The 13,837-nt window shown below is 63.8% G+C and carries 14 protein-coding genes and 1 other RNA gene; 5 read left to right on the forward strand and 10 right to left on the reverse strand.

Annotated elements, in window-relative coordinates; genetic code table 11:
* Window positions 1–82: 82 nt before the first annotated feature.
* A complete protein-coding gene (gene ahpC, locus QHC78_RS17675; protein ID WP_319746881.1) occupies window positions 83–646 on the reverse strand; it encodes an alkyl hydroperoxide reductase subunit C in 564 nt (187 codons plus the stop codon).
* Between the two features lie 342 nt (window positions 647–988).
* On the opposite strand from ahpC, the gene QHC78_RS17680 reads away from it, so the two are divergent.
* Window positions 989–1,234, forward strand: coding sequence for a hypothetical protein (locus QHC78_RS17680; protein WP_319746884.1), 246 nt, complete (start codon window positions 989–991; stop codon window positions 1,232–1,234).
* A gap of 65 nt (window positions 1,235–1,299) precedes the next feature.
* Window positions 1,300–1,839 carry a DUF4142 domain-containing protein gene (locus tag QHC78_RS17685; RefSeq protein WP_319746885.1) on the forward strand — a complete coding sequence of 180 codons (540 nt, stop codon included), beginning with the start codon at window positions 1,300–1,302 and terminating at the stop codon, window positions 1,837–1,839.
* A 9-nt stretch (window positions 1,840–1,848) separates the two neighbouring features.
* On the opposite strand, the gene QHC78_RS17690 is transcribed toward QHC78_RS17685, so the two are convergent.
* From QHC78_RS17690 to QHC78_RS17730, 9 genes are all read right to left on the reverse strand, one after another.
* On the reverse strand, window positions 1,849–2,403 hold the full coding sequence (locus QHC78_RS17690) for a methylated-DNA--[protein]-cysteine S-methyltransferase (RefSeq protein ID WP_319746888.1): 555 nt from the start codon (window positions 2,401–2,403) through the stop codon (window positions 1,849–1,851).
* Window positions 2,404–2,457: 54 nt separating this feature from the next.
* Complete coding sequence (catA, locus tag QHC78_RS17695; RefSeq protein WP_319746890.1) at window positions 2,458–3,378, reverse strand: catechol 1,2-dioxygenase; 921 nt, start codon at window positions 3,376–3,378, stop codon at window positions 2,458–2,460.
* Window positions 3,379–3,663: 285 nt separating this feature from the next.
* Entirely contained in the window at window positions 3,664–3,990 is a 327-nt protein-coding gene (locus QHC78_RS17700) for an ArsR/SmtB family transcription factor (protein ID WP_319746892.1), read from the reverse strand.
* Window positions 3,968–4,492 (reverse strand): SRPBCC family protein, encoded by a 525-nt coding sequence (locus tag QHC78_RS17705; protein WP_319746894.1) that lies wholly within the window; start codon window positions 4,490–4,492, stop codon window positions 3,968–3,970. Before QHC78_RS17705 ends, QHC78_RS17700 begins: the two co-directional genes overlap by 23 nt.
* A 162-nt stretch (window positions 4,493–4,654) precedes the next feature.
* Window positions 4,655–5,077: a transfer-messenger RNA gene (gene ssrA, locus QHC78_RS17710) on the reverse strand.
* Between the two features lie 107 nt (window positions 5,078–5,184).
* Entirely contained in the window at window positions 5,185–5,850 is a 666-nt protein-coding gene (gene gph, locus QHC78_RS17715) for a phosphoglycolate phosphatase (RefSeq protein WP_319746896.1), read from the reverse strand.
* Window positions 5,847–6,575 carry a bifunctional 2-polyprenyl-6-hydroxyphenol methylase/3-demethylubiquinol 3-O-methyltransferase UbiG gene (gene ubiG, locus QHC78_RS17720; protein ID WP_319746898.1) on the reverse strand — a complete coding sequence of 243 codons (729 nt, stop codon included), beginning with the start codon at window positions 6,573–6,575 and terminating at the stop codon, window positions 5,847–5,849. Before ubiG ends, gph begins: the two co-directional genes overlap by 4 nt.
* 108 nt (window positions 6,576–6,683) lie before the next feature.
* Complete coding sequence (gene ompA / locus QHC78_RS17725; protein ID WP_319746900.1) at window positions 6,684–7,325, reverse strand: outer membrane protein OmpA; 642 nt, start codon at window positions 7,323–7,325, stop codon at window positions 6,684–6,686.
* Window positions 7,326–7,423: 98 nt separating this feature from the next.
* Window positions 7,424–8,776, reverse strand: coding sequence for a TRZ/ATZ family hydrolase (locus QHC78_RS17730; protein ID WP_319746902.1), 1,353 nt, complete (start codon window positions 8,774–8,776; stop codon window positions 7,424–7,426).
* Window positions 8,777–8,975: 199 nt separating this feature from the next.
* On the opposite strand from QHC78_RS17730, the gene gyrA reads away from it, so the two are divergent.
* Genes gyrA through pheA form a run of 3 tightly spaced genes read left to right on the forward strand, consistent with a single transcriptional unit; the run spans window position 8,976 to window position 13,827 of the window.
* On the forward strand, window positions 8,976–11,609 hold the full coding sequence (gene gyrA, locus QHC78_RS17735; protein WP_319746905.1) for a DNA gyrase subunit A: 2,634 nt from the start codon (window positions 8,976–8,978) through the stop codon (window positions 11,607–11,609).
* Between the two features lie 12 nt (window positions 11,610–11,621).
* Window positions 11,622–12,752 carry a 3-phosphoserine/phosphohydroxythreonine transaminase gene (gene serC / locus QHC78_RS17740; protein ID WP_319746906.1) on the forward strand — a complete coding sequence of 377 codons (1,131 nt, stop codon included), beginning with the start codon at window positions 11,622–11,624 and terminating at the stop codon, window positions 12,750–12,752.
* Complete coding sequence (gene pheA, locus QHC78_RS17745) at window positions 12,745–13,827, forward strand: prephenate dehydratase (RefSeq protein WP_319746908.1); 1,083 nt, start codon at window positions 12,745–12,747, stop codon at window positions 13,825–13,827. Before serC ends, pheA begins: the two co-directional genes overlap by 8 nt.
* Window positions 13,828–13,837: the final 10 nt, after the last annotated feature.

The raw sequence follows: 13,837 nt of genomic DNA on the forward strand, positions 1-13,837 counted from the left end.
CTGCCTGTTGATATTTTTCTGCTTGACTGCGATGTCCCGGATGGCAGCCCGTGTGGGGCCGCCACCGTGAGGCGCCCGGCGCTTAGATCTTGCCGACGAGGTCCAGCGAAGGAGCCAGCGTCTTCTCGCCTTCCTTCCACTTGGCGGGGCAGACTTCGCCCGGGTGGTTGGCGACGTAGATGGCGGCCTTGACCTTGCGCAGCAGTTCCTTGGCGTCGCGGCCGACGCCTTCGGCGGTCACTTCCACGGCCTGGATCACGCCCTGCGGGTCGATGATGAAGGTACCGCGGTCAGCCAGGCCCTGGCCTTCGCGCAGCACTTGGAAGTTGGTGGCCAGTTCCCAGGTGGGATCGCCGATCATCGTGTACTTGATCTTGCCGATGGCGGGCGAGGTGTCGTGCCAAGCCTTGTGCGAGAAGTGGGTGTCGGTCGACACCGAGTACACCTCAACGCCCAGCTTCTGGAACTCAGCGTAGTTGTCGGCCAGGTCTTCCAGCTCGGTCGGGCACACGAACGTGAAGTCGGCGGGATAGAAAACCACCACGGCCCACTTGCCCTTCAGCGTCTGGTCGCTGACCTCGATGAACTTGCCGTCCTTATAGGCGTTCGCTTTGAAAGGCTTGATAGGGGTATTGACTAGAGACATTGCAGTTTCCTCTCTTGCTGGGTTGAAAAGACGTATATGAATGGTATACGTCACTGGATAATTGATCAAATTGATTGATTTTATATCGCTAATGGATAAAGTCTATCGACTATCGTAGAGTCGATATGCTTCAGGAACGTTGCGGTGACTTCCCCCGGTCGCGTACCGGAGAAGGCACGCGAGGCGCCGTCTTCGACCGGCGTGATGCTATCGCAAGGATATGGGGGCAGAAGGCCTACCCACAAGCGGTGTTGCAGTTGGAAGGCGTGCGGAACCGCCACCCACTTCGGGACCGGGGCTTGCTGAGGTCAGGGCTCCAATCAGCCGATAAGCGAGTACATCATGACGTCAAGGAAGCAGGACGAAAAATTGCGCCCGTCGGATCAGCAGGGTGTGGGGCAGCTCTCATCCCTGCCCGAGGGCAAGGGCGCGTCCAAGGACACGCCGCCCTCCCAACGTGCCGAGCACAAGCCGGCTACCCGCTATGACGGATCGCCGCAGCCCGATCCTCGGCAGGACAAGCCGGGGTTGAGCGCGCCGCAGGACGATACGCCATGGAAGCTGGAAAAACGCGAGGGACCGAAGTAAGCCCTGGGGATCCCCTGGGTATGCCGCTTGCTGAGGTTTCGACGTCAACATTAGAGGAGATAGCCATGCATAAACTGCAGACCGCCGTATTGGCCGTGGCCCTGGCGTTCGGCGCCGGTTCCGTCAGCGCTGCCGAGCTGGCCCGCAAGGATGCGCGTTTCATCCAGGAAGCCGCGGAAAGCGGCCAGTTGGAAATTGCCGCCAGCCAGATCGCCGAGCGCAACGCTTCCCACCCGGATGTGAAAGCCTTCGCCAAGATGATGGTGGATGACCACACCAAGGTGGACAGCGAATTGAAGACCCTGGCGGCCAGCAAGAACGTCCAGCTGCCTGCCGAACCCACGCGTAAGGTGCGGTCGGCATTGACCGACCTGCAAAAGCAGACCGGCGCGGAGTTCGACCAGGAGTATGCGGACGACATCGCCGTCGATGCGCACGAGGACGCCGTCGAGCTGTTCGAGGAAGCCGCCAAGGATGCCGAGGACGCGGACGTGAAGGCTTTCGCGGCAAAGACGCTGCCCAGCCTCCAGCAGCACTTGGCCAAGGGCAAGGAACTTCAGAGCCTGGTCAAATCTACCCGCGAAAACGCGAAGATGAAGCGCTGATCCGGGAAGCTAGAAGAGGGCAGCCTGGCGGCTGGCGTTTCGCGACGCCAGCCGCACGCCTTCGTGCTCCAGCAACCAGACCTTCCGGTGCAGGCCCCCGCCGTAGCCGGTCAGGCTGGCGTCGGCGCCAATGACGCGATGGCAGGGGATGACGATGCTGACCGGATTGGCGCCGTTGGCCAACCCGACGGCCCGCACGGCATTGGGACGCCCGATGCGCCGGGCCAATTCCGAGTAGCTGATTGTCTGGCCCAGCGGGATGCGGCGCAGTTCGGCCCACACTTCGCGTTGGAACGGCGTGCCGCCCGTGGCGACTTCGAGATCGTCGATGGCGCCGAGCTCGCCCGCGATGTAGGCGTCGAGCCGGCTGCGGGCCGGGCTCCTCGCGGTCCGGTCCTGCAAGACGCATGGGGCCTTGCCGTATTGCTGCCGCAATAGCTGCAGCATGCGCGGCTCGCAATCTGCCCAGTCCACGCAGCGAAGGCGGCCGTGGTCGTCGGTCAGGATCAGCATGTCCCCCACCGGGGTGGGGGAGCGTTCGACGAACAGCGTCAGGGCGGTCATGGTAGATGGTGTACTCGCAGGTCCTGCGAGTGTAGCGCCGCCCGTACCGCGCGGTCAGGCCGCTGCGCGATGGCGGTCGACTTCGGCAGGCGGGATGCCGGCCTTTTCGGCGTTGAGCCGGAAATCGAAATCGATGGACGCATACGGCTTCTGCAGGCCCAGCCCTTCCAGCTTTTTCGGGTCGGAGACGCGCTCGATGGGGGGCACCAGGCCTTCGCGGCTGGCAAAGGCAAAGTCGTCCCAGAGATATTCGTCGCCGTCGATATTGATCTGGGTCGTGAGTTTGCGATGCCCCGGTGCCGAGACGAAAAAGTGGATGTGGGCGGGCCGCCGGCCGTGGCGGCCCAGCAAATCGAGCAGGCGCTGCGTGGTGCCGTTGGGGGGGCAGCCATAGCCGGCCGGTACAATGCTGCGGAACTGGTAGCGGCCGTCGGCATCGGTGATGATGGTGCGGCGCAGATGGAAGTCCGGCTGCGTCTTATCGAAGAAAGAGTAGTTGCCCATCAGGTTGGCATGCCAGACTTCGACCTTGGCACCGGGTAGCGGCGTGCCGTGGCTGTCGTACACCGTACCCTGCATCAGCAGCACTTCCCCTTGGTCGACTTCGCTACCATCGTCCAGGCGTGCATAGCCCACGCTTTCCGGGGCACCCGCGACATACAACGGGCCCTCGATGGTGCGCGGCGTACCGCCCGTGATTCCCGCCTTGGCTTCGGCTTCGTCCGCCCGGATATCGATGAACCGCTCCAGCCCGAGCCCGGCGGCGAGCAGGCCGATTTCCTGCGTGGCGCCGGATTCGGCGATGTATTCGAGTCCTTTCCAGATCTCGGTGGGGCTAAGGTCGAGGTCCTCGATGGCCTTGAACAGGTCGCTCAACAGGCGGACGACCACCTCTTGCACGCGCGGGTTGGCATCGGCGGTTGCGGTATCGACGATGAAGCCGCGAACCAGTTTGTCTATTTCTGCATGAGTCATGTCTCTGCTCCCGAGAAGGATAAAGGCCGCCCTGGCCCATGGCGGCTTGGCCGCGCACCGCGGTCATCGATATGTTTTTGGTATGAATGCCGGGCGGGTTTGTGCTATGGCTAGCGTAACGGCCTGGAATATTGGCGTCCAAGACCATTTATGTCTGCATTTCATACCTTCCAGGTATGAATTCACGCGCCTCGTTGCCACGACGCGGTGGTGGCCGGCCGCGGCCAAGTGCGCTGGCTGCCGGTCCGAGGCCTGGCTTCACGCCGGCACGCCGCCGGCCCCGCATTACGATTTCACGAGGTCGCGCAGGCGTGCCAGTGCACGGTCCCAACCAGCCGCCATGGCGTCCAGGAAGGCCCGCGCGTCATCGAGCCGGTCGCGGTCCACTGCATAGAGAACTTCGCGGCCGCGCCGTTCATGCACGACCAGGCCTGCCGTTTCCAAGACCTGAAGATGCTTGACGATAGCCTGGCGGCTGATCGGCTGCCCATCGGACAAGGCCGTGGCCGTGAGCGCGCCCGCCGCGACCAGCCGGGTTACCAGCGCCAGCCTGTTGCGGTCGCCGAGCGCCGCAAACAGGCGGGCGGGATCATGCTCGCGCTTGTTCGACATACCGCTTGATGTTGTCTACCTGAGCCGCCCAGCCGCCGTCGTTCATCCGGAAAGCGCGCTCGCGCCGGTGCGCCGGTACGTGCTCGAACCCGGATTCGGTGACCGTCAGGCGCGTGCCTTCGTCGACGGCTTCCAAAGTGAATTCGACCAGCGTGGTCGGCTCGTGTTCCGGATCGCAGTCGGCGTCGATGCCGTAGGGAATCCAGCGGAAGCTGAAATAGCGGGGCGCTTCCATGCGCTCGACGGTGCAAAAGACCATGTTGGGCGAGGGCGGCCGGACGGGGCGGGGGTCGATCCCGATGGATTGCTGGTAACGGAGTAGTGCGCCTTCATCGATGGGGTGCTCGAATGTGCCGGTAACGGTCTGCCCCGGAGCGAAAGGCTGGTCCAGCCTGACGCCGAACCATAGCCTGAATTCGTCGATGTCGGTGAGCGCCTGCCACACCCGCTGGACGGACGTGCGCAATATGAGCTGTTTTTCGATACGGTCGGGCATGGTCATGGCCTCTTGATTAGCAACCGCCAGGTTGCACTATAGGGGAAAGGCTGGCCCGATGCAACCAGACGGTTGCATTGCTCGACCGCATCGGGGGCGAGAGATGCCGGTTCGCGGCGGGACGCCGGCAAAGAAAAAGGGCCCGGAAGATCCGAGCCCTTGGGGTACTGGTGGAGCCGGCGGGAATTGAACCCGCGTCCGGAAGCCCTCTACAGACAGTTCTACATGTGTAGTCGATTTATTTCGATTTAACCGCGGGCTTAGCCAACCGACAGGCCGGCACGCGGCGATTCACGTAGTTTAAACATGGACCGTGTGACCCCAGCCCATGCCGATTCCTTGTAAATGACGCTGCTGCGGTTCAGGATGCGGACTGTTTCGGGGAGTATGGCCCTACGCAGGGATCCTTAGGAAGGTTGCCCTTCCTCCGCCTGGCCCAAGGACAGACCAGTGCAGCGGCTCACCGTTTAAGCGGCGAGAGCGAAACGCTCGTCGTTGGCGTTTATTTGCGTTCCAGTGGTTTTACGAGCTTACTGGTGCTCGACATGCCCTGTGCTGCTTCGCGACCCCCGTCGAATCCGGTTCGGCCCCGTAAGGAGGATTGTATCGCATATGGTGGCATCGTCCCTGCTTTCAAGGGCCAGGAACGAAGTTATTCCTGGCTGCACCGCCCGCGCGCCACAATGGAGGAGCGGATGCTAGGCGGGCAGCAGCCGGCGTATCGCGGGCAGAAGCTCGGGCACGGATGTCACGATGCTATCGGCCTCCCAGGCTTCCACGGGGGTGCCGTCGCCGCAATAGCCGTAGGCGGTAGCGATGGTTTTCATGCCGGCGGCCTTACCGGCGATGATATCGCGTTGGTCGTCGCCTACGTAGAGGCACTGGGCAGGCGGAACGCCGGCCAGGCGCGCGGCATGTAAAAGCGGTTCGGGGTGGGGTTTGGAGTACGCGGTGGTGTCGCCGCAGACCACGACCGCGCTGTGCTGTTCCAGCGCCAGGTGCCGTACCAGCGGCGTGGTGAAGCGCGTCGCCTTGTTGGTGACGATGCCCCATGACCAGCCACCCTCGACCAGGTCGGCCAGTAGTGCTTCGACCCCTGGGAACAGCACGGTATGCACAGCAATGTTGGCCGCGTAGTCGTCCAGGAACTGTTGTCGGGCTTCTTCGTAGCCGGGCGACTCCGGGGTGATGCCGAGCGCCACGCGCAGCAGCCCCCGGGCCCCGTGGGACGCCACCGGGCGCAATTGCTCGTAGGGCAGGGGGGCTTGGCCGCGCCTGATGCGTTGTTGGTTGGCCGCGGCTGCCAGGTCGGGCGCCGTATCGGCCAGGGTGCCGTCGAAATCGAAAAGAACCAGCGGTTTCATGGGTTGCGGGCGGTGGCCACCAGATAGTTGACGCTGCTGTCGTTGCTCAGACGATACGTCTTGGTTAGCGGGTTGTATTCCAGTCCCTTGATTGCCACGGGTTCGAGGCCGCCGCGCCGCGCGGCGCCCAGGAGCTCACTGGGACGGATGAAGTGCTCGTAGCTGTGGGTGCCCCGGGGCACCAGGCCCAATATGTATTCGGCGCCCAGAATGGCAAACAAAAACGATTTGGGGTTGCGGTTCAGGGTCGAGAAAAACACGTGCCCGCCGGGTTTGACCAGCGTGGCGCAGGCACGGATGACCGATTCCGGATCGGGAACGTGTTCCAGCAATTCCATGCAGGTGACGATATCGAACGACGCCGGCTGTTCCGCTGCCAGCTGTTCTACGCTGATATTGCGATATTCGACCTTTATGCCCGATTCCAGGCTATGGAGTTTGGCGACTTTCAGGGATTTTTCGGCAAGATCGATGCCGGTGACCGTCGCACCTCGTGCTGCCATGCTTTCCGCCAATATCCCGCCGCCGCAGCCGACGTCCAGCACGGTTTTATTTCCGAGCCCGTGCACGACCTGGCTGATCCATTCCAGCCGCAGCGGATTAATGGCATGCAGTGGTTTGAACTCGCTTTCGGGGTCCCACCAGCGCGACGCCAGAGCACTGAATTTGGCCAGTTCGGCTTCGTCCGCGTTGACGTGCCGGGATTCTTGGGCAGTGGTCGTCATGAGTAAGCTCCAAATGAAAAACCCCGCAGTCACTACCTGCGGGGTTTCAAGCCAGCGGTATCCCGAAGAATACCGCTGGAAACCGACTGGAAAACCAGCGGGTGCTGCTTAGCGGTTACGCGTACCGACGACTTCGACTTCCACGCGGCGGTTCTTGGCACGGCCGGCAGCGGTCTTGTTATCGGCGACGGGTTGCGTTTCGCCCTTGCCTTCCGTGTAAACACGGTTGGCTTCGATACCCTTGCTGACCAGGTAGGCCTTGACGGCTTCGGCGCGGCGGACCGACAGGCGCTGGTTGTAGGCGGTGGTACCGATGGAGTCGGTATGGCCCACGGCGATCACGACCTCGAGGTTGATGTTACGGATCTGAGCGACCAGTTCATCCAGCTTGGCCTTCGCTTCGGGCTTGACCACAGCCTTGTCGAAATCGAAGAAGGCGTCAGCCGAGTAGGTAACCTTTTCGCTGACCGGGACGGGCGCGGGCGCCGGAGCCGGGGCGGGAGCGGGGGCAGGAGCCGGAGCGGCAGCAGGAGCGGCAACCTTCAGCGCGCCGTCGCAGGACGGGTCAGCGGTGGCAGGGGTCCAGAAGCCATTGCGCCAGCACAGGCCGGTTGCGTTCTTTACTTGAACGCCATAAGCGGATTGCCAGTTGTCGTTGACTTTACCGGTTTGCGCGGAGGCCACGCCCGAGGCCGTTACGGCAGCGAAGGCGAGCGCCAGAGAGATTCCAATTTTGGAGCGTTTGTTCATGTTTCTCCTCTTAGCCTGAAATGAAACTCGCAGCGAACCCCCGCCGCAACATGGATATACATGTCCAGTATAGCATTGCGGGTGTTCTCTCATGCCACCTACTCCTGGTAGAAGTAAGTGTTTGTGCCAGAAATCACACCGGATGCACGCAAGCGCCACTGCGATATCCGCGACATTATCCTTTCGAGATCGCTTTTTGACGGGGATTTGGTTAGTTGTAGTTTTTTTGCAACTGACTCGCCGTTTACCCACACTTCGTCTATGTCCTCGCGCCCGGCTGCATAGACCACGTGCGACACCGGGTCAAATACAGGTGAAAGCCTTGCGCTGTCGAGCTTGATCGCCACGAGGTCGGCACATTTGCCTGTTTCGATCGACCCGATCTCGCCGTCCCACCCCAAGGCCTTCGCGCCGCCCAGAGTCGCTGCGTAAAGCGCCCGATGCGCCGGCAGGGCGCACGCATCGCCGCTGGCTCCCTTTGCCAGCAAGGCGGCCAGGCGCAGCTCGGACAGCATGTCGAGCCGGTTGTTGCTGGCCGCGCCATCGGTGCCGATGCCGACATTGACGCCCGCCGCCTGCAGCTGCGCTACCGGGGCGAGCCCGCTGGCCAGTTTGAGATTGGAGGCGGGGCAGTGGGCGACGCTGGCGCCGTGCGAAGCCAGCAGCTCGATGTCCATGGCGTCGAGATGCACGCCGTGGACGGCGATGAGGCGCGGCGACAGCAGGCCCAGCCCGGCCAGCCGCTCCGTCGGCCGCATGCCGCTGCTGACGACGGCTTCTTCGACTTCCTGCTGTGTTTCCTGCAAATGGATGGCGATAGGAAGGTCGGCCTCTTCGGCCATTGCCGCGAGCCGCCTCAGCATATCGTCGCCCACTGTGTAGGGGGCGTGCGGCGCCAGCATGAAGCGCAACCCGGGCTCGCCGCGGTATTTCTCGTGGGCGGCCAGCGCCTGCGACAGCAGGCTTTCAGCCGAGGGGCCGCCCGGCATCTCGAAGACCGAGCCGCCGACTACGGCGCGTATGCCGATGGACAGCGCGGCGCGCGCGACGTCGTCGGGATGGAAATACATGTCGGCGCAGCAAGTCGTGCCGCCCGCCAGCATCTCCGCGAAAGCGAGCGCGCTGCCGTCATAGACGAAATCGGGGGATAGCAGCCGGCTCTCCAGTGGCCAGATGCGCTCGCGCAGCCAGGTCATGAGCGGCAGGTCGTCGCCGGCGCCGCGCAGCAGGCTCATTGCGGCATGGGTATGCAGGTTGACGAAGCCGGGCAGCAGCGCGCAGCCGGGCAGCGGGCGTACCTGGGCATCGGGATGGCGGGCCCGTAATTCCGCGTGCGGGGCGAGATCCAGAATGCGTCCCCGGCCCACGGCAACGCCGTGGCCCGGGAGCGCCCCTTGAGACGGGGCGACGGGAATGACCCAATCGGGCAACAGCAGCGTGTTGGATGCCATGTGTCGGGTGCGGGGAACGGGGTGGGTGTATTACAGCATGGCGACGGGGCGGGTGCTAAACTCTTTAGCTTCGTCCGAAGCTCGTTCGGCGGGGTATTTTCCCCCGCGGATCCGCGCCTGCAGGCCGTCTCGTTCCCTCTCGGGCCGGGCGTGCCGTGCGGTCGCGGGGCGCGACAACACCTCTTGATGCAGCTTGCCCATGGATTCCTTCGCCAAGGAAACACTACCGATCTCTCTTGAAGAAGAGATGCGCCGCAGCTATCTCGATTACGCCATGAGCGTGATCGTGGGCCGCGCGCTTCCCGACGTCCGGGACGGTCTCAAGCCGGTGCACCGGCGCGTGCTGTACGCCATGCACGAACTCAACAACGACTGGAACCGCGCGTACAAGAAGTCCGCCCGTATCGTCGGCGACGTCATCGGTAAGTACCACCCCCACGGCGACCAGGCGGTGTACGACACCATCGTGCGCATGGCGCAGCCGTTCTCGTTGCGCTACATGCTCGTCGACGGCCAGGGCAACTTCGGCTCGGTCGACGGCGACGGCGCCGCGGCCATGCGCTATACCGAGATCCGCCTGGCCAAGATCGCGCACGAGCTGCTGGCCGACATCGACCAGGAAACCGTCGACTTCGGCCCCAACTACGACGGCAGCGAGAAAGAACCGCTGTTGCTGCCCACGCGATTGCCCAACCTGCTGGTCAACGGCAGCTCGGGCATCGCGGTGGGCATGGCGACCAACATTCCGCCGCACAACCTGGCCGAGGTGGTGGACGGCTGTCTGTATTGCCTGCGCAATCCCGAGTGCACCGTCGACGAGCTGATCGAGATCATCCCCGCGCCGGACTTCCCCACCGGGGGCATCATCTACGGCATGTCGGGCGTGCGGGAGGGCTATCGCACGGGACGGGGCCGGGTGGTCATGCGCGCCAAGACCCATTTCGAGGACGTCGACAAGAATGGCCGGCAGGCCATCGTCGTCGACGAGATCCCGTACCAGGTCAACAAGCGGTCGCTGCTCGAGCGGATCGCCGAGCTGGTCAACGAAAAGAAAATGGAGGGCATCTCCGACATCCGCGACGAGTCCGACAAGGACGGCATGCGGGTCGTGATCGAGCTCAAGCGCGGCGAAGTGCCCGAGGTCGTCCTCAACAATCTGTACAAGAATACCCAGCTGCAGGACACCTTCGGGATGAACCTGGTGGCATTGGTCGACGGCCAGCCGCGCTTGCTGAACCTCAAGCACATGGTCGAGTACTTCCTGGCGCATCGCCGCGAAGTGGTGACCCGCCGCACCGTGTTCCAGCTGCGCAAGGCGCGCGAGCGCGGCCACGTGCTCGAGGGCCTGGCGGTGGCGCTGGCCAATATCGACGACTTCATCGCCATCATCAAGGCGGCGCCCACGCCACCCATCGCGCGCCAGGAATTGATGGCGCGGGCCTGGGATTCCTCGCTGGTGCGGGAGATGCTGTCGCGAGCCGAAACCGAGACGGCCGGTGGCCGCGAGGCTTTCCGGCCCGAGGGTCTTCCGGCCGGTTACGGCATGCAGCAAGACGGTCTCTACCGCCTGAGCGAAACGCAGGCGCAGGAAATCCTGAACATGCGGCTGCAGCGCCTGACCGGCCTGGAGCAGGACAAGATCGTAGGCGAGTACAAGGACGTGATGGCCAACATCGCCGACCTGCTCGACATCCTGGCCAAGCCCGAGCGCGTCACCACGATCATCGGCGACGAACTCTCGGCCATCAAGGCGGAGTTCGGCACCGACGCCAAGGATACGCGCCGCTCGCACATCGAGCTGAATGCGACCGAGCTCGACACAGAAGATCTGATCACGCCCACCGATATGGTCGTGACGCTTTCCCATTCGGGCTATATCAAGAGCCAGCCGTTGTCCGAATACCGCGCCCAGAAACGCGGAGGCCGGGGCAAGCAGGCTACGGCGACCAAGGAAGACGACTGGATCGACCAGTTGTTCATTGCCAATACGCACGATTCCATCCTGTGCTTTAGCAACCGCGGCCGGGTGTACTGGCTCAAGGTCTGGGAGGTTCCGCAAGGTACGCGAACCTCGCGCGGCAAGCCCATCGTCAACATGTTCCCGCTGTCCGAAGGCGAGAAAATCACGGTAGTGCTGACCGTCAAGGCGTACAGCGAAGATCAGTACGTATTCATGGCCACGGCCAAAGGCACGGTCAAGAAGACGCCCCTATCGGACTTCTCGAACCCGCGCAAGGCGGGCATCATCGCGGTCGACCTGGACGAGGGCGATTACCTGATCGGTGCGTCGCTCACCGACGGCAAGCACGACGTGATGCTGTTCTCCGACGCCGGCAAGGCGGTGCGCTTCGACGAGAACGACGTACGTCCCATGGGCCGCACCGCGCGCGGCGTGCGCGGCATGATGCTGGAAGAATCGCATACGGTGATCGCGCTGCTGGTGGCCGAAAACGAAAGCCAGAGCGTGCTGACCGCCACCGAGAACGGCTACGGCAAGCGCACGCCCATCGGCGAGTACACCCGCCATGGGCGCGGCACCAAAGGCATGATCGCCATCCAGACCACCGAGCGCAATGGCAAGGTGGTGGGCGCCGTCCTGGTGGATCCGGCAGACGAAATCATGTTGATCACCACGGGCGGCGTGCTGGTTCGTACGCGCGTGAGCGAAATCCGCGAAATGGGACGTGCCACGCAAGGCGTCACGCTGATCAACGTCGACGAAGGCACGCGCCTGTCTGGTGTCCAGCGGGTGGTGGAGTCCGATACCGAAGAGCCCGGGGACAACGGCGACGAGGCCGCACCCGAGGCTCCTTCTTCCAGCGAGACGGAATAAACGGCAGCAGCAATGAAGCGACCCTACAACTTCTCGGCCGGCCCGGCCGTCTTGCCCGAGGCCGTCTTGCAGCAGGCAGCCGCCGAAATGCTGGACTGGCACGGCAGCGGCATGTCGGTCATGGAAATGAGCCATCGCGGCAAGCAGTTCGAGCAGATCTGCGACGAGGCCGAGGCCGACCTGCGCGAGCTGCTCGACGTGCCGCAGGACTATGCGGTGCTGTTCCTGCAGGGCGGCGGGCTGGGCGAAAACGCCATCGTGCCGATGAACCTGATCGGCCGTCGCGAGGCGCATGCCGCTGATTTCGTATTGAGCGGGTCGTGGTCGGTCAAGTCATACAAGGAAGCCCAGCGCTATGGCGATATCGCGGTAGCCGCCACGGCCGAGCAGCCGGCCGAACTGGATGGCTCGCAGCAAGGTCCGTGGACCTACATGCCGGACCCCATGTCGTGGAAGGTGCGGCCGCAAGCCAGCTACGTGCACCTGTGCAGCAACGAGACGATAGGCGGTGTCGAGTTCATGGACTGGCCCGATCCGGCCGAGCTGGGCGTGCCGCAGGCGGTGCTTACGGTGGACGCGTCTTCGCACATCCTGTCACGTCCCATGGACGTGAAGCGGGCCGGACTGGTCTATGCCGGCGCGCAGAAGAACATCGGGCCGGCCGGCCTGACGATCGTCATTGTCAGAAAGGATCTGCTGGGCAGTGCGCTGCCCATCTGCCCCTCCGCGTTCGACTATGCGCTCGTCGCCGAGAACCGCTCTCGCTTCAATACGCCGCCCACCTATGCGATCTACGTCGCCGGGCTGGTTTTCAAGTGGCTCAAGCAGCAGGGCGGGGTAACCGGGATGGAGTCGCGCAACAAGGCCAAGGCCCGGTTGCTGTACGACTACCTCGATACGACGGACTTCTACCGCAACCCCGTGCACCGTCCGGTCCGTTCGCGTATGAACGTGCCCTTCATGCTGCATGACGAATCGCTGAATGGGGAGTTCCTGCAGGCCGCCGAGCGTTCCGGTTTGCTCCAGCTGAAGGGGCACAAGAGCGTAGGCGGCATGCGGGCGTCCATTTATAACGCCATGCCGTTCGAAGGCGTGCAGGCGCTGGTGGACTTCATGAAGGAATTCGAGCGCAGCCATGGATGACGATCTGCAGAAGAAGCTCGCGCCGTTGCGCGAGCGCATCGATGCCATCGACACGCAGGTGCTGGAGCTGCTGTCCGAGCGCGCGCGTACGGCCCAGGCAGTAGGGCAGGCCAAGGAGCACCATGCAGGTGCCGTGTTCCGGCCCGAGCGCGAGGCGCAGATCATCCGCCGCCTGCAAGAGTTGAACGGGGGTCCGCTGCCGCCTCAGGCGCTGTCGGCGATATGGACCGAGATCATGTCGGCGTGCCGCGCGCTGGAGCAGCCGGCGCGCGTGGCCTACCTCGGTCCGCAAGGCACCTATTCGGAGCTGGCCGTGCTTGCGCATTTCGGCCATTCGGTCGAGCCGGTTTCGTGCGGGACGATCGATGAGGTATTCCGCTCGGTAGAGACGCGGCGCGCGGACTTCGGCATCGTGCCGCTGGAAAACTCCAACGAAGGCGCGGTCAACCGCACGCTCGACCTGCTGCTGACCTCCCCGGTGAAAGTGCTGGGCGAAAGGTCGGTCCCGGTCGTGCAATGCCTGATGACCCGGAGCGGCACGCTGGACGGCGTCACCGTCATTCGTTCGCACCCGCAGTCGCTGGCGCAGTGCCAGGGATGGCTGTCGGATCATCATCCCGAACTGGCGCGGGCGTCCGCGGCCAGCAACGCCGAGGCGGCACGCCTGGCCTCGGAGGATCCGACCGTGGCGGCGATCGCCAGCGAGCAGGCGGCCGAGCGCTGGGAGCTCAAGATCGTCGCGGCGGGCATTCAGGACGACCCCCACAACCGTACTCGTTTCCTCGCCATCGGCCACCTCGAGACCACGCCCTCGGGACGCGACAAGACCAGCCTCATCCTGGCAGTGCCCAACGAGGCCGGAGCGGTCTACCGCATGCTGGCGCCCCTGGCCGAAAACGGGGTGTCGATGACCCGGTTCGAATCCCGCCCGGCCCGCACCGGCCAGTGGGAATACTATTTCTACGTGGATATCGAAGGCCACAGGGACGATCCGAAGGTCGCCAAGGCGCTGGCTGCGCTGCAGGCCCGCGTGGCTTTCTTCAAGGTGCTGGGGTCGTACCCGGTAGCGCCTTGAGCGGGTCGGG

The organism is Pigmentiphaga sp., from assembly GCF_033795525.1.
Lineage (GTDB): Bacteria > Pseudomonadota > Gammaproteobacteria > Burkholderiales > Burkholderiaceae_B > Pigmentiphaga.